We start from the raw sequence: 19397 nt of genomic DNA, 5'->3' as shown, positions 1-19397 counted from the left end.
GGCCGCGTGTCTGGTTCGCGTGTGACCTCGCAAACCGTGCGGTACCGCGAGCGGCTCTGGGTGCCGTGGTGGTGGTGGCCGCTCGGTCTGGCGTTGGCGGCACTGATCGCCAAAGAAGTCACCATGGGTGTGCGCACGCTGCCGGTCTGGCTGCCCTATGTGGTGCTCGGTGCAGTCGCGGTAGGCGTGCTGCTGTGGATGAGCCGCACCGAGGTCCGGGTGGTGACCGGCGGCGATGACGTCGAATTGTGGGCAGGTCAGGCGCATCTGCCGACGTCGGTGGTGTCCCGGTCGGCCGAGATCCCCCGGACGGCGAAGTCGGCCGCGCTCGGCCGTCAGCTCGATCCGGCAGCGTTTGTGCTACATCGAGGCTGGGTCGGCCCCCTGGTTTTGGTGGTTCTCGACGATCCGGACGATCCGACGCCCTATTGGCTGGTCAGTGCCCGCCACCCGGACCGGGTGCTTTCAGCACTGCGTAGCTGATTGTCCCGCTCCTCCGCCTCGCCCCTCGGCAGCATCGTCGCGGGACGGCTGACTACGCCGCGCAGTCCGTGCAGATCATCACGCCGTTCTTGTCGCTGGCCAGCCGGCTGCGGTGATGCACCAGAAAGCAACTGGAGCAGGTGAACTCGTCTGCCTGCTTCGGAACCACGCGTACCGACAGCTCCTCACCCGACAGATCCGCCCCGGGCAGCTCGAAATTCTCCGCGGAATCCGTCTCGTCGACGTCTACTACGGCCGACTGCGCCTCGTTGCGGCGCGCCTTGAGTTCCTCCAGCGAATCCTCGGACACCTCGTCGGTCTCGGTGCGCCTCGGGGCGTCGTAGTCGGTAGCCATCTTTTGTCCCCTCGTAACCTCAGCATGGCTTTGTATCAGCGTGGAACGGATCCGCCAAACGATTCGTGCCCAGATCCGCCTTACGTCGTCTGTGATTTACGTCACATGTATTCATTATGATCGATGGGCGTGTTGGGCCGGGATCCACCCGGTGCCTCTAGAGTGCATCCGTGGTCGCTCAAATCACGGAGGGCACGGCCTTCGACAAGCACGGTCGCCCGTTCCGTCGACGCAACTACCTGCCCGGACTCATCGCCCTGGGCGTGATGTTCGTGATCACCGCGATCGTGTGGGGCTTCGTGCTGACCCGCCCCGTCGACGTGCGCGAGGCCGCGGCCTGCAACCCACCGCCTCCGGCCGCCGATCCGGGTGCCCCCACCCTCGGCCAGCAGGTGTCGCACTCATCGATGATCGACGTCGCACCGGCCAAGTTGGTCGACACCAAGATCCGGGTGCTCAACGCCAGCGGCCAGGGCGGGCAGGCCGGCGAGGTCGCCGGAGCGCTGCGCGATCTCGGCTTCGCCCAGCCCACCGCGGCCAACGACCCGATCTACACCACGACCCGATTGACCTGCCAGGGCCAGATCCGCTTCGGCACCGCCGGCCGGGCCGGCGCGGCCGCGGTCTGGCTGGTGGCACCCTGCGTCGAGCTGTTCCAGGACGATCGCAAGGACGATTCGGTGGACCTGGCCATCGGCACCGACTTCACCACGCTGGCGCACAGCGACGACATCGACGCCGTCCTGGCCGGCCTGCGTCCGGACGCGACCGAGCCGGCCGATTCGACGTTGCTGACCAAGATCCACAACGGCACCTGCTGATCAGGCCAGCGGCCGCAATCCCCCAAAACCCGCAAGGGTGTCGGTGAGCGCGGCCGCGATCCCCGGTGCCGCCGCCACCAGCAGCGCGCCGTCCTCGTCGAGCCGCGGCAACGCCACCACCGCACCCCCCTCGGCGGCGATCAGCGCGCCGGCCGCCCAATCCCACACGTGCAGGCCGTGCTCGTAATGGGCGTCGAGGCGGCCCGCGGCGACCATGCACAGATCCAGCGAGGCCGAACCGATCCGGCGGACGTCACGCACCCGCGGCAGCAACTGCGCCAACAACGCGGACTGCTCGGCGCGACGCTGCGGGGCATAGCCGAAACCGGTGCCCACCAACGCCATCGACAGTTCCGTCACGGCGCTGGCCCGCAGCTCCCGTCGTTGCCCGCCGCGGGACACGTGGGCACCGTGACCGACGGCCGCCGAGTACACCTCTCCACCGGCCACGTCGGCCACCGCGCCTGCCACCGACACGCCGTCGATCTGGGCGGCGATCGAGATCCCGTACGCCGGAATGCCGTACATGAAGTTCACGGTGCCGTCGATCGGGTCGAGCACCCAGCAGACCGCACCGTCCGGGGCGGCAGCCGGGCCGCCGCCCTCCTCACCGAGAATCACGTCGCCGGGACGCAGCGCGCCGAGCCGATCACGCAGTAGCAGTTCGGTTTCGGTGTCGACGACGGTCACCGGGTCGGTCGGTGTGCTTTTCGTCTGAACTGCATCGGTGCCGATCGAGCCGTGCTCGTCGTCGAAGACTTCCGCGCGCCTGCGGCGGACGAACGCGGCCGCCTCCGCGGCCAGCTGCTCGGCCAGTGCCCGTAGCTCTTGTCCCCCGTTGTCGCTCACCCGACCATCGCAGCACAGACCTCCCGACACCGAACACAAAGGGCCGCGCAGCCACTAGTGTGTGCATCGCGCAGACCGCCCGCGTCGCCGAGGAGCAGCCCATGCCCGAGACCGAATCCCCCACCACGCCCGGACAGAACCGCGGCTTCGGCGTCGACGTCGGTGGCAGCGGGGTCAAGGGTGGGATCGTCGATCTCGACACCGGCAAACTGATCGGCGACCGCTATAAGTTGCTCACCCCGCAGCCGTCCACCCCCGAGGCGGTGGCCGCGACCGTCGCCGAGGTGGTCCGGCACTTCGACTGGACCGGCCCGCTGGGTGTCACCTACCCGGGTGTCGTCGTCAACGGCGTCGTGCAGACCGCCGCCAACGTCGACAAGGGCTGGATCGGGACCAACGCCGCCGAGGTGATCGGCTCGGCCCTCGGCGGCCAGCACGTGGTCGTGCTCAACGACGCCGACGCCGCGGGCATCGCCGAGCAGCACCACGGCGCCGGACGCAATCGGGACGGTGTGGTGATCCTGCTGACCTTCGGGACCGGCATCGGATCCGCGGTGATTCACGGCGGTCAGCTGCTGCCCAACACTGAGTTCGGGCACCTCGAGGTCGACGGCAAGGAAGCCGAGCACCGTGCAGCGTCCTCGGTGAAGGAGCGCAAGGACTGGAGCTATGAGCGGTGGAGCCAGGAAGTCACGAAAGTGCTGGTCAGCATTGAGAATGCACTCTGGCCCGACCTGTTCATCGCCGGCGGTGGCATCAGCCGCAAGGCCGACAAATGGATCCCGCTGCTGAAGAACCGCACCCCGGTCGTCGCCGCGGAGTTGCAGAACGAGGCGGGCATCGTCGGGGCCGCGATGGCGGCTCAGGCCGACGTCACACGCTGATTTTTCGTCGCTCGGCGCGGTAGCAGCCCACACTGTCGTTACAATGGTCGATGGCGGCCGCCTACCGGATAGCGGCGAGAATCCACCACGAGATCCACGCCAATAGTCCTCATAGCCGACGCTTTCGGTGGCGCGCCCACGCCCGCCGAGAGCCAGCACGACCGAAAGGGTGTACGTGGCAGCGACGAAGGCAAGCCCGGCAACCGATGAGCCGGTGAAGCGCACCGCCACCAAGACTCCCGCGAAGAAACCGGCAGCCAGGGCCAACGGTTCCGCGCCGGCCAAGCGTGCCGCCAAGGCCGCTCCCCGCGCCGCCGGAGCCGAAGCCGGCGATTCCGAGATCGTCGACGGAGCGGTCACCCCGACCAAGGCGCGCGCCACCAAGGCCGCCGCGAAGAAGGCGCCCGCCACCCGAGGCCGGGCCAAGAAGGATGCCGCCCCGGCCGACACCGACGCCGAGGCCGGCGCCGATGACGAACTCGACGGCGACCTCGATGTCGATCCCGAACTCGACGTAGCCGAAGACGACATCGAACTCGAGGACCTCGAAGACGTCGCCGAGGATTCCGACGACGCGGCCGACGAGGAAGCCGCTCCGGCTGCGGGCGCACCGGCCGCCGAGAGCGAGTCCGGGGACGACGAAGACATCGCCGAGCCGTCGGAGAAGGACAAGGCCTCCGGCGACTTCGTGTGGGACGAAGAGGAGTCCGAGGCGCTGCGGCAGGCCCGCAAGGACGCCGAGCTGACCGCGTCGGCCGACTCGGTTCGCGCCTACCTCAAGCAGATCGGCAAGGTCGCGCTGCTCAACGCCGAGGAGGAGGTCGAGCTCGCCAAGCGGATCGAGGCCGGTCTTTACGCGACTCAGCTGATGGCGGAGAAGACCGACAAGGGCGAGAAGCTCCCGGTCCAGCAGCGCCGCGACATGCAGTGGATCTGCCGCGATGGTGACCGCGCGAAGAACCACCTGCTCGAGGCCAACCTGCGTCTGGTGGTGTCGCTGGCCAAGCGCTACACCGGTCGTGGCATGGCCTTCCTGGATCTCATCCAGGAAGGCAACCTGGGCCTGATCCGCGCGGTGGAGAAGTTCGACTACACCAAGGGTTACAAGTTCTCCACCTACGCGACGTGGTGGATCCGCCAGGCGATCACCCGCGCGATGGCCGACCAGGCCCGCACCATCCGTATCCCGGTACACATGGTCGAGGTCATCAACAAGCTCGGCCGTATCCAGCGCGAACTGCTTCAGGACCTGGGCCGCGAGCCCACGCCCGAGGAGCTGGCCAAGGAAATGGACATCACGCCGGAGAAGGTGCTGGAGATCCAGCAGTACGCGCGTGAACCGATCTCGCTGGACCAGACCATCGGCGACGAGGGCGACAGCCAGCTCGGCGACTTCATCGAGGACAGCGAAGCTGTGGTGGCCGTCGACGCCGTCTCCTTCACCCTCCTGCAGGATCAGCTGCAGTCGGTGCTCGAGACGCTGTCCGAGCGCGAAGCCGGCGTGGTGCGGCTGCGGTTCGGCCTCACCGACGGCCAGCCGCGCACCCTCGACGAGATCGGGCAGGTGTACGGGGTCACCCGTGAGCGGATCCGCCAGATCGAGTCGAAGACCATGAGCAAGCTGCGGCACCCGAGCCGTTCTCAGGTGCTGCGCGACTACCTCGACTAGGCCGAACCAATTCCCCTGCGCCGCGGCCGCTTTCAGTCGGCAGCTCGCGTTGCCGGGTGTGTGCTGCTGACACTGACGGCGTGCTCCCACGGTCCCGCGCCACACGCCACGCTGACCCGGGCGGCGGTTCCCACGTACGCACCCGCGACGCCGGTCGGGCCGCCGACACCCGACATTCCCGCGGTGTCGACGATCATGACCGAGGCCGTCGCGGCGAACCGCCTGCCCGGTGCTGTGGTCGTGGTCGGGCATGACGGCACGGTCGTCTTCCGCAGGGCCTACGGGGTGCGCAAGCTGGCCGGCGAACGGGGTCTTGACGGGACGCCAGCGCCCGCGGAACCAATGACCGAGGACACCATCTTCGACCTCGCGTCACTGACGAAACCGCTTGCCACCGCGACCGCCGTGATGCAGCTCTACGAACAGGGCCGGGTGGCATTCGACGACCCGATCCAGAAATACCTGCCCGCCTTCAACACCGGCAACGACCCCAAGCGCGCCGAAGTGACGGTGCGGATGCTGCTCACCCACACCTCGGGTGAAACCGGTGACGTCGAACTCAAGGACCCGTGGGGGCTGGACTCCCCAGACCGGGCCGAAGGCTTCCGTCGTGCGCTGACCACACCATTGGAATCGCTTCCCGGAGAAGGGTTTCGCTACTCCGACATCAACTTCATCCTGCTCGGCGCACTGATCGAGCGAATCACCGGTGAGCCCGAGGACGACTACGTTCAGCAGCACGTGTTCGCCCCGCTGGGCATGACCGACACCCGCTATCTGCCGCTGGCGAAAGTCTGCGGCCACCACACCATCACGGGTGCCGCAGTCCGGTGGTCACCCACCGAGTCAACTGAATGCAGTGCAGGCCAATGGAATACGAACCTGCTCCCCCGTATCGCACCGACAGCATGGGATGAGGACAACCCCGGCGAGCCGAACCGCAACCCGGATTTCGGCCACCTGTTGCGCGGCACCGTGCACGATACGACGGCGCGACGAATGGGCGGGGTGGCCGGACATGCCGGGGTGTTCTCCACCGCCGCCGATGTCAGCGTCTTCGCCCAGGCGCTTCTCGACCGGCTTGCCGGCAGGCCAAGCACTTTTCCGCTGAAGCAGTCGACTCTCGAGTTGATGACCTCCCCGCAGCAGCCGGGCCATACCGCGGGCCAACTCGACGCGGCCAACGCCGCGCGGGGTCAGAAGCCGGGCGGTCCCGCACGGTATCCGGCGATCCCGGGTGCGAACCTTCGCGGCCTCGGCTGGGACATCGACACCGGCCAGTCCAGCACCCGCGGCACGGTGTTCCCCGTCGGCAGCTTCGGCCACACCGGCTTCACCGGCACGTCCCTATGGCTGGACCCACAGTCCGACACCTACGTGGTGCTGTTGTCCAACGCGGTCCATACCCGCGGTAGCTCACCGATCACGTCACTGCGCGCTGACGTTGCCACCGCCGCCGCGCGATCGCTGCGCCTCTATGGCAGCGGCTGAGTAGGCCCCGACGCCCGGCCTCGATCGGACGCAACGCTTATTGACCTTGTCGTCACAAAATATCGACCCAGGCGGCGGCCGCCATGTCATGATCGGCCTGATCAGCTCGCCCGGAGCTCCCAGGCCGAAGGGTTGCCGTGTCTTCGTACAGTGCTCGCCGCCTTTTCTTGACAGGTCCCACGGCGACGCTGTCGCTCACCTTCGGGACGGCATTCGCCGGTGCGGGTCTGCTGGTGGCAACCGCAGGCTCGGCCTCAGCAGCACCCGCTGAGCCGCCCTCGCCCAGTGGCCTACAGTGCCTGATGACGAGCACCGAATGCGCCTCGGTCGGTATCGCGGAAGCCCGCGCGACGCCGGTGACCCCCACCGTCCTGGCCGCCGCCGTCAGCGACATAACGGTGCGGGACATCCCCATCGTCGGCATCTTCATCGGCAATGGCGCCGACGCCCAGCCCGGTTGCATCGGCAGCGCCTGCAACGGCGGCAACGCCGGACTGCTCTTCGGCAACGGCGGTAACGGACTCGACGGCGGCAGCGGCGGTGCCGGCGGGTTCTTCTTCGGCCGTGGCGGCAACGGTGGAGCCGGTGTCACCGGTACCGCGGGCACGCTTCCCGGCGACGACGGCGGGAACGGCGCGAACGGTGGCAGCGGCGGGGCCGGCGGGTTCTTCTTCGGTCGCGGCGGCGCCGGCGGGGTCGGCGGCGTCGGAGGGAATGGCGGAAACGGCGCCTCCGCCCCGACGCTGGGCGGCAACGGCGGCCAGGGTGGCAACGGCGGGGATGGCGGAGCCGGCGGACGAGGGGGTTTCTTCGGCCTCTTCGGTCTCAACGGTTCAACCGGCAACGGCGGCGCCGGCGGGACCGGCGGCGCCGGCGGCGGCTCGTTCACGACCCAATTCGCCGGCGTCGGCGGCCAGGGCGGCAACGGCGGAAATGGTGGCCAACTCGGCGGCCAGGGTGGTGCCGGCGGCGTCGGCGGCCTCGGTCAGACCGGCGGCGACGGCGGCAACGGTGGGCAGGGCGGAACCGGTGTCGCCGGCGGCAGCGGCGGCACCGGTGGCGCGGGCGGCCTGGCATCCGAAGGCAACGGCGGCCTGGGAGGTAACGGCGGCCAGGGCGGCACCGGCTCCCAGATCGGTGGCACCGGCGGCACCGGCGGCTACGGAGGAACCGGCGGTCCGGGCGGTAACGGCTTCGACGGCGGGGCCGGTGGCGCAGGCGGCACCGGCGGCCAGGGCGGCACCGGAGCGACCGGCGGAGCCGGTGGCAGCGGCGGCACCGGTGGCTTCGGCGGCGTCAACTTCGACTTCGGACAGACCAACAACGCCGGCGCCGGTGGGAGCGGCGGCGCAGGTGGTGCCGGCGGTCTGGGAACCGTGAAGTCGGGCGGCCGCGGGGGCACCGGCGGCACCGGCGGTTTCGGCGGCAACGCCGAGAACGGACAGACCAACACCGGCGGTGCCGGTGGATCGGGCGGCTCCGGAGGCAAGGGCGGCCCGGGCGCCAATGGAGCCAATCCAGGAAGCACCGGCGGTAGCGGGACTGCGGGCCAAGCTCAATCCGGTGGCGTCGGCGGCAAGGGCGGCTCCGGCGGCGGGGGCGGCACGGGCGGCGCAGGCTGAATCCCGTTCGGCCACCCGTAATTCAGCTGCGCGAGCAGGTCGCACCTGCTTACCCTGGCGCGGTGTTCAGCAGGGTCAATCTGTCCTCGGAGTCGGTCTACGAGTCCGAAGTCGGCTACTCCCGGGCGGGTCGTATCGGCCCGCACGTCGCGGTCTCCGGCACCACCGGCGCAGGTGACGACGTCGTCGCTCAGACTCGAAATGCGTTGCAGCGCATAGCAGCAGCCCTGGACGATCTCGGCGCCTCGTTGTCCGACGTGGTCCGCACCCGGATCTACGTCACCGACATCTCCAGCTGGCGTGCGGTCGGCGAGGTGCACGCGGAGTTCTTCGGCGCGATCCGCCCGGCCGCCACCATGGTCGAGGTTTCCGCGCTGATCGAACCCGGGCTACTGGTGGAGATCGAGGCCGACGCCTACGTCGGCGACTCGAGCGGCTGAAACCGGCCGTCCGGCCCCGGTTGATACGCCGTGACTTTCATCACGGCCGTGGTGGGCAATCGGCCGTACAGATGCGGGAACCGCATCGACTCGGGATCCGTTGGAACACCGTGTTCCCAACGCAGCGGCGCCAGCAGCTGTTGAGGGTCGATGTGGAGCAGTACCAAATCGGTTCGGCCGGAGTACAACCGGTTGGCCGGCAGGTGCACCTGTTCCGGCGTCGACAGGTGGATGAATCCGACTTCGCTCAGCGACGAGGGGCAAAGTTCGCCACCGGCCTGCGCGGTTTCCCAGTCTCGCTGTCCGCACAGGTGGAGTAAGAATTCCGGATTCGGGTACATACGACCACACTGCACCACCTGCAACACGAGAAGGCGTGAGACACGACACAGCGTTAAACCCCCGGGGAACAAGGCCGGAACACAAAACGTCTGAGACAGTAGAGATACGTGACGGTGGCGACCAGTCACCGAAGCGCTGAGCACCTTACGGAGGAGCCCATGAACGCGACCCTGACCAGTCCTGAATTGACCAAGGCTGATCGCTGCGACCGCTGTGGTGCAGCGGCTCGGGTGCGCGCCAAGCTTCCTTCCGGTGCCGAACTCCTGTTCTGCCAGCACCACGCCAACGAGCACCAGGCCAAGTTGGTCGAGCTGGCCGCGGTGATCGAAGTCAGTCCGTCGGAGGCGTAACCGCAACTCACGGCCGCGTCGCTGGGCAGGATCGCTGTCGTCAGGAATGCTGGACTGGTCATGACTGACCAATCGGCCAAGCCGTCTCGTCACCACGTATGGCGGATCTCGAAGCGCACGTTGTCCAAAAGCTGGGACGACTCGATTTTCGCGGAGTCCGCCCAGGCGGGTTTCTGGTCGGTGCTGTCACTGCCTCCGCTGCTGCTCGGCATGCTCGGGAGCCTGGCGTATATCGCGCCGATGTTCGGGCCGGACACCCTGCCGACCATCGAGAACCAGCTGATCAACTTTGCGAACAGCTTCTTCTCGAAAAATGTGGTCAACGAGATCATCCAGCCGACAGTCCGCGACATCGTGGCGGGCGCGCGCGGTGAAGTGGTGTCGTTCGGTTTCGTCATCAGCCTGTGGGCCGGCTCGTCAGCCATCTCGGCGTTCGTCGACTCCGTGGTGGAAGCCCACGACCAGACACCGCTGCGACATCCGGTTCGGCAACGGTTCTTCGCGCTCGGGCTCTACGTGGTGATGCTGGTGTTCGTCATCGCCAGCGCGCCATTCGTGGCACTCGGACCCCGAAAGATCTCGTCGTATCTTCCCGACAGCTGGGACAACGTTCTGCATTACGGCTACTACCCCGCGTTGGCGGTGACCCTGGTGCTGGCGGTGACGATCCTCTACCGGGTGTCGCTGCCCAAGCCGTTGCCCACCCACCGCCTGCTGTGGGGGGCGATCCTGGCGGCCGCGGTGTTCGTGGTCGCGGCGATGGGCCTGCGGTTCTATCTCACCTGGATCACCAGCACCGGCTACACATATGGCGCCCTGGCGACCCCGATCGCGTTCCTGCTGTTCGCGTTCTTCCTCGGCTTCGCCATCATGATCGGCGCCGAACTCAACGCCGCCATCGAAGAGGAGTTCCCCGCTCCCACACCCCACGCCGAGCAGATACGAACGTGGTTGCGGCGCAAGGCCAAGTCGATGGGCGACAACGGCGATATTGACGACGCCGCCGACGACGAAGACCCACAGCCTGCGCCCGGCCGCGCGGCCGAAGCCGCCCCGGTCAGCCCTTCTTGAGGTTCTCGTAGACCCGCTTGCAGTCCGGGCAGACCGGCGAGCCGGGCTTGGCCGCGCGGGTCACCGGGAACACCTCGCCGCAGAGCGCGACGACGTGAGTGCCCATCACAGCACTCTCGGCGATCTTGTCCTTCTTGACGTAATGGAAGACCTTGGGGGCATCGTCGTCGGTCCCGTCGTCGACGCGTTCGTCGGCGTCGGTGCGCTCGATCGTCTGGGTCTGCATAGGAGACATTGTGCCCGGTAAGACAGCCGTAAGAAACCGGCATGCATATCGATCACAAATTGTGGAACAGTAGAGCTATGAAGCGTGAGCTGGGATTCGACGACGAAGGTCGGCCCGTGCTCATCACCGCCGCGGCGACGCCGTACGAAGAGCAGCACCGTCAGCGCGTGCGGAAGTACCTGGCGATCATGTCTTTTCGGATTCCGGCGCTGATCCTGGCGGCCGCCGCATATGGGTTGTGGCACAACGGCCTGATCTCACTGGCGATCATCGCGGTGTCATTGCCGCTGCCGTGGATGGCCGTCCTGATCGCCAATGACCGCCCGCCCCGGCGCGCGGAGGAGCCCCGCCGCTTCAACGACAGCCCGCAGCGGACCCCGCTGTTCCCGCGGGCCGAGCATCGCGCACTCGATGCCGGCATCTCGGCTGCGCAACCGCATGCGGCCGGTGGTCGCGACCGCGGTTCCCACTGACCGCCGTCGCGGGCGTTTCTCAGGACATTCTCAGGGCTCCTCACTATTCCCGCACGTCAGAGGGTGTGAACCGACGCCCTTGCGGGAACTCTTTGCTCGGATCGCACGTTAAACGCTGTGACAGTTGCAGCCGATCAGGAGGCCACCATGGCAAATGCCACCACCAGCCGATTTGATAGCGATCTGGACGCCCAGAGTCCAGCCGCCGACCTGGTGCGCGTCTATCTGAACGGCATCGGCAAAACCGCCCTACTCACTGCTGAGGACGAGGTGGAGCTGGCCAAGCGGATCGAGGCGGGGCTGTTCGCCCAGCACCTGCTGGAGACCAAGAAGAGACTCAGCGAGAACCGTAAGCGTGATCTCGCCATCATCGTGCGCGACGGGCAGGCTGCCCGCAGCCACCTGCTCGAGGCCAATCTGCGCCTGGTGGTGTCGCTGGCCAAGCGCTACACCGGTCGCGGCATGCCGCTGCTGGACCTCATCCAGGAAGGCAACCTGGGTCTGATCCGCGCGATGGAGAAGTTCGACTACACCAAGGGTTTCAAGTTCTCGACGTATGCCACGTGGTGGATCCGTCAGGCAATCACCCGCGGCATGGCCGACCAGAGCCGCACCATCCGGCTGCCCGTCCACCTCGTGGAGCAGGTGAACAAGCTCGCCCGGATCAAGCGCGAAATGCACCAGAGCCTGGGCCGGGAAGCCAGCGACGAGGAGCTGGCCGAGGAGTCGGGTATCCCGGTCGAAAAGATCAACGATCTGCTCGAGCACAGCCGCGACCCGGTGAGCCTCGACATGCCGGTCGGCAGCGACGAAGAGGCCCCGCTCGGCGACTTCATCGAGGACTCCGAGGCCATGTCCGCCGAGAACGCGGTGATTGCCGAATTGCTGCACACCGACATCCGCCACGTGCTGGCCACCCTGGACGAGCGCGAACAGCAGGTTATCCGGCTGCGGTTCGGCCTCGACGACGGCCAGCCCCGCACCCTCGACCAGATCGGCAAGCTGTTCGGCCTGTCCCGCGAACGGGTCCGCCAGATCGAGCGTGAGGTCATGTCGAAGCTGCGCAACGGCGACCGGGCCGACCGCCTGCGGTCGTACGCCAGCTGATCAAGCAACCCCCTCCAGTGTGCCCGTCGGCGAAGCCGGCGGGCACACTGCTGTGGGCGAAGGTGTTGCACGTCCATTTACGCAGCTAGCCAAGTAGACTCGGGGCAGACGAAGGGTGTCCTTAATGAACGATCTGGTCGATACCACTGAGATGTATCTGCGTACGATCTACGACCTCGAAGAGGAGGGCGTGATCCCCCTGCGCGCACGCATTGCCGAGCGGCTCGAGCAGAGTGGCCCGACGGTCAGCCAGACCGTGGCCCGCATGGAACGTGACGGCCTGCTGCATGTGGCAGGCGACCGGCACCTTGAACTGACCGAGAAGGGACGTGAATTGGCCATCTCGGTGATGCGCAAGCACCGCCTCGCCGAGCGCCTCCTGGTGGACGTGATCGGGTTGCCGTGGGAAGAGGTGCACGCCGAGGCCTGCCGCTGGGAACACGTGATGAGCGAGGACGTCGAGCGCCGGCTGGTGCAAGTTCTCGATGACCCGACGGTGTCCCCGTTCGGCAATCCGATCCCCGGCCTGTCGCTGCTGGGCCTGGACATGAGCAAGTTCGAGGACGCCAACCTGGTGCGCCTGACCGAACTGCCGGCAGGCTCCCCCGTCGCCGTGGTGGTCCGCCAGCTCTCCGAGCATGTCCAGGGTGACGTCGAGCTGATCGGGCAGCTCAAGGGGGCCGGTGTCGTACCCAATGCCCGCGTGCAGGTGGAGAACGGCCCGCACGGCGGTGTGACGATCCTGATCGGTGGCCACGAGAACGTGCACCTGCCCCACGAGATGGCCCACGCGGTCAAGGTCGAGAAGGTCTGAGTCCGGCTCACACCGCACGGCGGCCGAACGTTCGCCGCGGCGGAAGCCGCACCCCCAGCCGTTTGGCCAGCCGGTACCCGGTGCCGGCCAGCTCGCGGATCTGCTCGGGCCGCATGCCGGACTGCAGCGCCCTGTCGAGCATGCTCGCCATCCGGTGCTCGGGATCGCTGCGCAGCGCCGCCTCCAGCGACAGCCCGGCCAGCGGCCCGTCGCCACGCGCGTAGGCCGAAAAGGACAGCAGCACAAGCGCTTCGGTTCGCCATGGATCCGGAAGAGTCCGCGCCAGCACCGTCCACAGTGCCTCCGCGTCGCCGGCCTCGGCGCCGACCGCCAGCGCGTACAGCGTGTCGCGGACCGCGACATCGGTGAGCGCGCACGCGAGCATCGCAAGCTCGGCGTCCTCGAGTTCCGTACCGTCACTCACCCTGGCGGCGATGGCCATGGCCGCCTCGACATCGCGACGACCGCACCCGTCCGGATCGGCGCGCCAGTCGGCCTCGCGCGCCTGCGCGTGAGCGGCGATCGCCGGCACCAGCGACGCAGCGCGGCCGGCATCGGCAACCGCCACCACCGCCTGCAGATCGGACCGGCGTGGATACAGCCGTCGCCCCTCGAGCACCGCGGCCGCTGCGAGCGGGGAGGCCATCGGATCCTCCACCGCGCCGAACGCGCCGCACCCGTCGACACAGTGCCACCGCCCGCCGGCCTCGATCCGGTCGACGACGTGCGTGGCGTAGACGGTCATGTCGTGGGCGGATAGCGCCGCGTTCAGCTCGTCACACATATCGCGGTAGTCCTGGTTGCACATCGGGCACGCGGCGCCGTCGGCGTCGACGATCACGGCCACCACGGTGTCCGCGCCTGATGCGGCCGCGACATCTGCCAGGTGAGTCAAGTCTCCGTCCATCGCCTTGGACAGGTCGACGCGCATGACGGCTCCCATTTCCCGGTCCTCCAGGGACACCAGCACCAGTGACTTCTCCGGGACGAAGCCGAGAACAGCGGGCAGCGCGGCGATCAGCGCGCCGGGACGGGTGAAGCGATAGTCAGGTTCGTGTGTGGTCATGGCCCGACAGTCGCAACCTGCGCCGACCAAACCAGCCCGCCGGACGGCGACGAGCACGCGGCTGGGGATGAAGTCGGAACTGGGGATGGACGCCGAGAAGCCGAGCCACGATTGTTCATGTCGTATTGACACGGTCGGCATGCGAGATTCGGTAAACCGGCGTACACCTTGTCCTCATGAGTGTGGAATACGACCTCGTCGTCATCGGCTCGGGGCCCGGCGGTCAGAAAGCGGCCATCGCGGCAGCCAAGCTGGGCAAGTCGGTGGCCGTCATCGAACGCGGCCAGATGCTCGGCGGTGTCTGCGTTCAGACCGGCACGATCCCGTCGAAGACGCTGCGCGAGGCCGTGCTCTACCTGACCGGTATGAGCCAGCGCGAACTGTATGGCGCCAGCTACCGGGTCAAGGACAAGATCACCCCCGCCGACCTGCTGGCCCGCACCGAACACGTGATCCGCAAAGAGGTCGACGTGGTGCGAAACCAGTTGATGCGCAACGGCATCGAGCTGTACGTGGGGCATGGCCGGTTCATCGACGAGCACACCGTCGAGGTCGAGGACCCCACCCGCGCCGAGCACATCACCGTCAGCGGCCGATACATCATCATCGCCACGGGCACCAAGCCGGCACGGCCTGCCGGCGTCGAGTTCGACGAGAACCGGGTGCTGGACTCCGACGGCATCCTCGACTTGAAGACCATCCCGGGCTCGATGGTGGTGGTGGGCGCCGGCGTGATCGGCATCGAGTACGCCTCGATGTTCGCCGCACTGGGCACCAAGGTCACCGTCGTCGAGAAACGCGACACGATGCTCGACTTCTGCGACCCCGAGATCGTCGAAGCCCTGCGTTTCCACCTGCGCGACCTGGCGGTGACGTTCCGGTTCGGCGAGGAGGTGACCGCCGTCGACGTCGGCTCGGCAGGCACCGTCACGACGTTGGCCAGCGGCAAGCAGATCCCCGCCGAAACCGTCATGTACTCGGCCGGACGGCAGGGCCAGACCGACCACCTGGACCTGGCCAACGCCGGCCTGGAAGCCGACAACCGCGGCCGGATCTTCGTCGACGAGAAGACATTTCAGTCCAAGGTCGATCACATCTACGCCGTCGGCGATGTGATCGGCTTCCCCGCCCTGGCAGCCACCTCCATGGAACAGGGCCGGCTGGCGGCCTACCACGCGTTCGGCGAGCCCACCGCGGGCATGACCGTGCTGCAGCCGATCGGCATCTACTCGATCCCCGAGGTGTCCTACGTCGGCGCCACCGAAGTGGACCTCACCAAGGCGGCGGTCCCGTACGAGGTCGGGGTGTCCCGCTACCGCGAACTGGCCCGCGGCCAGATCGCCGGCGACTCCTACGGCATGCTCAAACTGCTGGTGTCGACCGAAGACCTGAGGGTTCTCGGCGTCCACATCTTCGGCACCGCGGCAACAGAATTGGTGCACATCGGCCAGGCCGTCATGGGCTGCGGCGGCACCATCGAGTACCTGGTCGACGCCGTCTTCAACTATCCGACGTTCTCAGAGGCCTACAAGGTGGCCGCGCTCGACGTGATGAACAAGCTGCGCGCGCTGAACCAGTTCCGCCGCTAGGCGCTCAGCACTCGCTGTCGAAGGACGCCGGCGCGTCGTCGCCCGGTCCCCCCGCTTCGGCGCGCGCCAGCAGCGCTGCCGTCGCGCCGTCGAACGGCGCCGAGTACGAGATGTCGTCCTGGCAGCCGCCGCCGTTGCGACCGCCGATCACGCCGACCACCGTCGCGCCGGCGATCCACGGGCCGCCGCTGGTGCCGTCGACCAGGCCGTTGCAGCGCAACGCGGGATAGCCGTCCTCGATGCGGGCGACCGTGTCGCAGCCCAGCGGGGGTCCGCCGTCGCCCATCGGGTACCCGATCACCGTCACCGGAGCGGACTGCGCGGGTGCCGCACCGAGGGTCAGCGCCCGACCCGCAACGGATTCGACGGTGCCGCCGGCAGCGCGGCTGACCCGCGCGAACGCATAGTCCGCTTTCGGGTCCTGGATGCTCAGCCAGCGGGGATCGAGGTAGACGGTGTCAACGGTCCAGATGTCACCGGGAGCGGCGCTCTCGTTGAATCCGGGAACGAATGTGGCGGGCAGGCCCGCCGCCAGGCAGTGCGCGGCGGTCAGGATCAGATCCTGGCCTGCCGAATGAACCACCGAGGCGGTGCAGGTGTGGGTGTCCGTGGCGCCGAGGAACAGCGCTCCCACGGCGGGCCGGGCCGCCACCGGCTGGGCATTGGCGGTTGGTACCGCCGCTGGAATGGGCTCCTCGGCGGCCTTGGCCCGCGGCTCCGCGGTGGAATGGCACCCGGACACCAGAACAGTGGCCACCACCACGTTCAGGGCCGACGCGACCATCCGCATGGCTCGATCATGCCCGATCTGCACGCTTTCGACCCGGCTGAACGGCCGGCCCTGGGAACGACGGGCACATCACCGGCGTTGTCCAACACAGGCGCTATGGTCAGCGCTCACCCGATTCTGAGAGACACTGGTTGTCACGGTACAAGGGGACGACGACGTGCCCGGGCACCGCGAGGAGGCGGAGACGATGACTGACGAGCAGGGACAGGCCTACCAACCCGAGCAGACCGGGATGTACGAACTGGAGTTTCCGGCGCCGCAACTGTCCGCACCCGACGGGCGTGGCCCGGTGATGATCCACGCCCTCGAAGGCTTCTCCGACGCCGGCCGCGCCATCCGTCTGGCTGCCGACCACCTCAGAGCCAAGCTGGACACGGAGCTGGTGGCCTCGTTCGCGATCGACGAACTGCTGGATTACCGCTCCCGCCGCCCGCTGATGACGTTCAAGACCGACCACTTCACCGACTACGAAGATCCTGCGCTGAATCTGTACGCCCTGCGCGACAGCCTCGGCACACCGTTCCTGCTGCTCGCCGGGCTGGAGCCCGACCTGAAGTGGGAACGGTTCGTCACCGCTGTGCGGCTGCTGGCCGAGCAGCTCGGGGTGCGCCAGATCATCGGGCTGGGCACCATCCCGATGGCCGTGCCGCACACCCGTCCGGTGACGATGACCGCGCACTCGAACAACCGCGAGCTGATCACCGAGTTCACCCCGTGGGTCGGCGAGGTGCAGGTCCCCGGCAGCGTGTCCAACCTGTTGGAGTACCGGATGGCCCAGCACGGCCACGAGGTCATCGGCTTCACCGTGCATGTGCCCCATTACCTGGCCCAGACGGATTTTCCGCCCGCCGCCGAGGCGCTGCTCGAGCAGGTCGCCAAGCTGACTTCGCTGCAGGTGCCGTTGCGGGGGCTCACCGATGCCGGCGCGGCCATCCGCACCAAGATCGACGAGCAGGTCGAAGCCTCGCCGGAGGTCGCTCAAGTGGTGACCGCGCTGGAGCGACAGTACGATGCTTTCGTTGCCGCTCAAGAGAACCGGTCGCTGCTGGCACGCGACGAAGAACTCCCCAGCGGCGACGAATTGGGCGCGGAGTTCGAGAAATTCCTCGCCCAGCACGCCGAGGACTTCAAAGACGGTTTCAACGACAACGGCGAGACCTAGCGAGTCCACCGCACCGATGACAGGGTTGGCCAGTGACTCAGCAGAAAACACAGCAGAAGTCTCAGCGGAAGCCCAATCTGCAGCCGGTGCGAGATGTGACGCCCACTCTGCACTTCCGGACCATTCACGGCTACCGGCGGGCCTTCCGGGTGGCCGGATCGGGTCCGGCGCTTCTGCTGATCCATGGGATCGGTGACAACTCCACGACGTGGCATCCGGTGCACAGCAAGCTCGCCCAGCGGTTCACCGTCATCGCCCCGGACCTGCTGGGGCATGGACAGTCCGACAAACCACGAGCCGACTATTCGGTGGCGGCCTACGCCAACGGCATGCGCGATCTGCTGAGCGTGCTCGACCTCGACAAGGTGACCGTGGTGGGGCATTCGCTCGGCGGCGGCGTGGCGATGCAATTCGCTTACCAATTCCCGCAATTGGTGGAGCGGCTGATCCTGGTCAGCGCAGGCGGGGTGACCAAAGAGGTCAACATCGCGCTGCGGGCTGCCTCGCTGCCGCTGGGCGGGGAGGCGCTCGCGCTGCTGCGCCTGCCGATGGTGCTGCCTGCGTTGCAGCTCGCCGGCCGTGCGCTGGGCAGCGTCTTCGGCTCCACCGGTTTGGGTCGCGACCTCCCGGACGCGCTGCGCATCCTGGCCGATCTGCCCGAGCCCACAGCGTCGTCGGCGTTCACCCGCACGCTGCGCTCGGTGGTGGACTGGCGCGGCCAGGTGGTCACCATGCTGGATCGATGTTATCTGACCGAATCCGTTCCGGTGCAACTCATTTGGGGTGACTTGGACGCGGTCATCCCGGTCAGCCACGCCCGGATGGCGCACTCTGCCATGCCAGGCTCCCAGCTGGAGATCTTCGGCCGTTCCGGCCACTTCCCGTTCCATGACGATCCCGATCGTTTCGTGGAGGTCGTCGAGAAGTTCATCGACGGGACCGCCCCTGCCGAATACGACCAGGACGCTCTACGCGAACTCCTCCGCACCGGCCTCTCCGAACGTTTGGTCACCGGGTCACTGGACACCCGGGTGGCAGTGCTCGACGCTCTCGGCGCCGACGAGCGCAGTGCCACCTGACTTCAGCGTCGTAGAGTCGAGTGATGACCGTCGACGTAACTGTGTTGCGGGTATTCACCGATGAAGGTGGCAACTTCGGCAATCCGCTGGGCGTGGTGGACGCGGCGACCGTACCCGCCGGTGATCGCCAGCGCATTGCGACCGAGTTAGGTTACAGCGAAACAATATTCATAGATCTGCCGAGCGACGGGGCAACCACCGCACACGCCCGTATCTTCACTCCGGCCACCGAATTGCCGTTCGCCGGGCATCCCACCGTGGGCGCGGCCTGGTGGCTGCGGGATCGCGGTACGCCGATTCACACCCTGCAGGTTCCCGCCGGCATCGTCGGGGTCAGCTACGACGACGACCGCACGGTGATCCGGGTCCGGGCGGAGTGGTCGCCGGAGTTCGCCATCCACGATCTGGACTCGCCGGACGAGCTGCTGGCCGCCGATCCGGACGACTACTCCGACGACGCGGAGCACTACCTATGGGCGTGGACGGATCGCGACGGCGGGCATGTCCGGTCGCGGATGTTCGTTGAAGACCTCGGCGTGCCGGAAGACGAGGCCACCGGATCGGCGGCGGCGCGGCTGACCGACTACCTGAGCCGCGACCTGACCATCACCCAGGGCAAGGGATCGCAGATCTTCACGACGTGGGACGCGCAGGGGTGGGTGCTGATCGCCGGCCGAGTGGTCAGCGACGGTGTGCGACAGCTGGATTGACCTG

General features: G+C 67.6%; 21 protein-coding genes and 1 pseudogene. 16 read left to right on the top strand and 6 right to left on the bottom strand.

From position 1 onward, the window contains the following. Positions 1-6: 6 nt before the first annotated feature. The gene (locus G6N32_RS10320; RefSeq protein ID WP_115319519.1) at positions 7-483 is read left to right on the top strand and encodes a DUF3093 domain-containing protein; all 477 of its coding nucleotides are present in this window, start codon (positions 7-9) and stop codon (positions 481-483) included. 52 nt (positions 484-535) lie between these two features. On the opposite strand, the gene G6N32_RS10315 is transcribed toward G6N32_RS10320, so the two are convergent. Continuing rightward, positions 536-838, bottom strand: coding sequence for a DUF4193 domain-containing protein (locus G6N32_RS10315; RefSeq protein WP_005145714.1), 303 nt, complete (start codon positions 836-838; stop codon positions 536-538). Between the two features lie 170 nt (positions 839-1008). On the opposite strand from G6N32_RS10315, the gene cei reads away from it, so the two are divergent. After that, positions 1009-1659 (top strand): envelope integrity protein Cei, encoded by a 651-nt coding sequence (gene cei / locus G6N32_RS10310; protein ID WP_115319518.1) that lies wholly within the window; start codon positions 1009-1011, stop codon positions 1657-1659. Here cei and G6N32_RS10305 read toward each other — a convergent pair whose 3' ends face one another. Then, positions 1660-2508, bottom strand: coding sequence for an inositol monophosphatase family protein (locus G6N32_RS10305; RefSeq protein ID WP_115319517.1), 849 nt, complete (start codon positions 2506-2508; stop codon positions 1660-1662). A gap of 101 nt (positions 2509-2609) precedes the next feature. On the opposite strand from G6N32_RS10305, the gene ppgK reads away from it, so the two are divergent. The 5 genes and pseudogenes from ppgK (at position 2610) to G6N32_RS10280 (ending at position 8614) form a co-directional block, all read left to right on the top strand. Next, on the top strand, positions 2610-3392 hold the full coding sequence (ppgK, locus tag G6N32_RS10300) for a polyphosphate--glucose phosphotransferase (RefSeq protein WP_115321058.1): 783 nt from the start codon (positions 2610-2612) through the stop codon (positions 3390-3392). A gap of 175 nt (positions 3393-3567) precedes the next feature. Then, positions 3568-5061 carry an RNA polymerase sigma factor gene (locus G6N32_RS10295; protein WP_115321057.1) on the top strand — a complete coding sequence of 498 codons (1494 nt, stop codon included), beginning with the start codon at positions 3568-3570 and terminating at the stop codon, positions 5059-5061. 60 nt (positions 5062-5121) lie between these two features. Beyond that, a complete protein-coding gene (locus tag G6N32_RS10290) occupies positions 5122-6552 on the top strand; it encodes a serine hydrolase domain-containing protein (protein ID WP_232077591.1) in 1431 nt (476 codons plus the stop codon). 434 nt (positions 6553-6986) lie between these two features. Then, positions 6987-7847: pseudogene (locus tag G6N32_RS10285) on the top strand (hypothetical protein); the annotation flags it as partial. 389 nt (positions 7848-8236) lie between these two features. Continuing rightward, positions 8237-8614: a RidA family protein gene (locus G6N32_RS10280; RefSeq protein WP_115319516.1), complete on the top strand. Its 378-nt coding sequence runs from the start codon at positions 8237-8239 to the stop codon at positions 8612-8614. On the opposite strand, the gene G6N32_RS10275 is transcribed toward G6N32_RS10280, so the two are convergent. Next, the gene (locus G6N32_RS10275) at positions 8590-8955 is read right to left on the bottom strand and encodes a DUF952 domain-containing protein (RefSeq protein WP_115319515.1); all 366 of its coding nucleotides are present in this window, start codon (positions 8953-8955) and stop codon (positions 8590-8592) included. The genes G6N32_RS10280 and G6N32_RS10275 overlap by 25 nt on opposite strands. A gap of 159 nt (positions 8956-9114) precedes the next feature. On the opposite strand from G6N32_RS10275, the gene G6N32_RS10270 reads away from it, so the two are divergent. Together G6N32_RS10270 and G6N32_RS10265 are read left to right on the top strand one after the other, a co-directional pair. Next, positions 9115-9306 carry a DUF7455 domain-containing protein gene (locus G6N32_RS10270; RefSeq protein ID WP_115319514.1) on the top strand — a complete coding sequence of 64 codons (192 nt, stop codon included), beginning with the start codon at positions 9115-9117 and terminating at the stop codon, positions 9304-9306. 60 nt (positions 9307-9366) lie between these two features. Then, entirely contained in the window at positions 9367-10377 is a 1011-nt protein-coding gene (locus G6N32_RS10265) for a YihY/virulence factor BrkB family protein (RefSeq protein ID WP_115319513.1), read from the top strand. Here G6N32_RS10265 and G6N32_RS10260 read toward each other — a convergent pair. Next, complete coding sequence (locus G6N32_RS10260; protein ID WP_036338588.1) at positions 10364-10603, bottom strand: DUF3039 domain-containing protein; 240 nt, start codon at positions 10601-10603, stop codon at positions 10364-10366. The two genes, G6N32_RS10265 and G6N32_RS10260, sit on opposite strands and share 14 nt — an antisense overlap. 77 nt (positions 10604-10680) lie before the next feature. Between G6N32_RS10260 and G6N32_RS10255 the strand changes: the two genes are divergently transcribed. From G6N32_RS10255 to G6N32_RS10245, 3 genes are all read left to right on the top strand, one after another. Next, entirely contained in the window at positions 10681-11076 is a 396-nt protein-coding gene (locus G6N32_RS10255) for a DUF3099 domain-containing protein (protein WP_115319512.1), read from the top strand. 117 nt (positions 11077-11193) lie between these two features. Next, the gene (locus tag G6N32_RS10250; protein WP_264028713.1) at positions 11194-12183 is read left to right on the top strand and encodes a sigma-70 family RNA polymerase sigma factor; all 990 of its coding nucleotides are present in this window, start codon (positions 11194-11196) and stop codon (positions 12181-12183) included. Positions 12184-12307: 124 nt separating this feature from the next. Continuing rightward, positions 12308-12997 (top strand): iron-dependent transcriptional repressor DtxR, encoded by a 690-nt coding sequence (locus tag G6N32_RS10245; protein WP_115319511.1) that lies wholly within the window; start codon positions 12308-12310, stop codon positions 12995-12997. Positions 12998-13004: 7 nt separating this feature from the next. Here G6N32_RS10245 and G6N32_RS10240 read toward each other — a convergent pair whose 3' ends face one another. Continuing rightward, positions 13005-14063: a DUF4192 domain-containing protein gene (locus tag G6N32_RS10240; protein ID WP_115319510.1), complete on the bottom strand. Its 1059-nt coding sequence runs from the start codon at positions 14061-14063 to the stop codon at positions 13005-13007. 176 nt (positions 14064-14239) lie between these two features. Between G6N32_RS10240 and sthA the strand changes: the two genes are divergently transcribed. Further along, on the top strand, positions 14240-15652 hold the full coding sequence (gene sthA / locus G6N32_RS10235) for a Si-specific NAD(P)(+) transhydrogenase (RefSeq protein ID WP_115319509.1): 1413 nt from the start codon (positions 14240-14242) through the stop codon (positions 15650-15652). A gap of 4 nt (positions 15653-15656) precedes the next feature. Here sthA and G6N32_RS10230 read toward each other — a convergent pair whose 3' ends face one another. Further along, complete coding sequence (locus G6N32_RS10230; RefSeq protein ID WP_115319508.1) at positions 15657-16442, bottom strand: trypsin-like serine peptidase; 786 nt, start codon at positions 16440-16442, stop codon at positions 15657-15659. Positions 16443-16629: 187 nt separating this feature from the next. Between G6N32_RS10230 and G6N32_RS10225 the strand changes: the two genes are divergently transcribed. From G6N32_RS10225 to G6N32_RS10215, 3 genes are read left to right on the top strand one after another with little or no spacing between them, the layout of a single operon-like run. Continuing rightward, positions 16630-17604, top strand: coding sequence for a proteasome assembly chaperone family protein (locus tag G6N32_RS10225; RefSeq protein WP_115321055.1), 975 nt, complete (start codon positions 16630-16632; stop codon positions 17602-17604). Positions 17605-17636: 32 nt separating this feature from the next. After that, positions 17637-18683, top strand: coding sequence for an alpha/beta fold hydrolase (locus tag G6N32_RS10220; protein ID WP_115319507.1), 1047 nt, complete (start codon positions 17637-17639; stop codon positions 18681-18683). Between the two features lie 23 nt (positions 18684-18706). Continuing rightward, the gene (locus G6N32_RS10215; protein WP_115319506.1) at positions 18707-19393 is read left to right on the top strand and encodes a PhzF family protein; all 687 of its coding nucleotides are present in this window, start codon (positions 18707-18709) and stop codon (positions 19391-19393) included. Positions 19394-19397: the final 4 nt, after the last annotated feature.

Source organism: Mycolicibacterium aichiense, assembly GCF_010726245.1.
Classification (GTDB): domain Bacteria; phylum Actinomycetota; class Actinomycetes; order Mycobacteriales; family Mycobacteriaceae; genus Mycobacterium; species Mycobacterium aichiense.
The sequence above is the reverse complement of the archived record's forward strand: the minus strand, read 5'-3'. Positions and strand labels throughout refer to the sequence as shown.

Bases quoted from the DNA above. Each gene is read 5' to 3' on its own strand.
- G6N32_RS10260 (WP_036338588.1), bottom strand. From the start codon at position 10,603: ATGCAGACCCAGACGATCGAGCGCACCGACGCCGACGAACGCGTCGAC.
- G6N32_RS10245 (WP_115319511.1), top strand. From the start codon at position 12,308: ATGAACGATCTGGTCGATACCACTGAGATGTATCTGCGTACGATCTAC.
- G6N32_RS10230 (WP_115319508.1), bottom strand. From the start codon at position 16,442: ATGCGGATGGTCGCGTCGGCCCTGAACGTGGTGGTGGCCACTGTTCTG.
- G6N32_RS10270 (WP_115319514.1), top strand. From the start codon at position 9,115: ATGAACGCGACCCTGACCAGTCCTGAATTGACCAAGGCTGATCGCTGC.
- G6N32_RS10225 (WP_115321055.1), top strand. From the start codon at position 16,630: ATGACTGACGAGCAGGGACAGGCCTACCAACCCGAGCAGACCGGGATG.
- G6N32_RS10215 (WP_115319506.1), top strand. From the start codon at position 18,707: ATGACCGTCGACGTAACTGTGTTGCGGGTATTCACCGATGAAGGTGGC.
- G6N32_RS10265 (WP_115319513.1), top strand. From the start codon at position 9,367: ATGACTGACCAATCGGCCAAGCCGTCTCGTCACCACGTATGGCGGATC.
- G6N32_RS10255 (WP_115319512.1), top strand. From the start codon at position 10,681: ATGAAGCGTGAGCTGGGATTCGACGACGAAGGTCGGCCCGTGCTCATC.
- G6N32_RS10315 (WP_005145714.1), bottom strand. From the start codon at position 838: ATGGCTACCGACTACGACGCCCCGAGGCGCACCGAGACCGACGAGGTG.
- G6N32_RS10275 (WP_115319515.1), bottom strand. From the start codon at position 8,955: ATGTACCCGAATCCGGAATTCTTACTCCACCTGTGCGGACAGCGAGAC.
- ppgK (WP_115321058.1), top strand. From the start codon at position 2,610: ATGCCCGAGACCGAATCCCCCACCACGCCCGGACAGAACCGCGGCTTC.
- G6N32_RS10240 (WP_115319510.1), bottom strand. From the start codon at position 14,063: ATGACCACACACGAACCTGACTATCGCTTCACCCGTCCCGGCGCGCTG.
- sthA (WP_115319509.1), top strand. From the start codon at position 14,240: ATGAGTGTGGAATACGACCTCGTCGTCATCGGCTCGGGGCCCGGCGGT.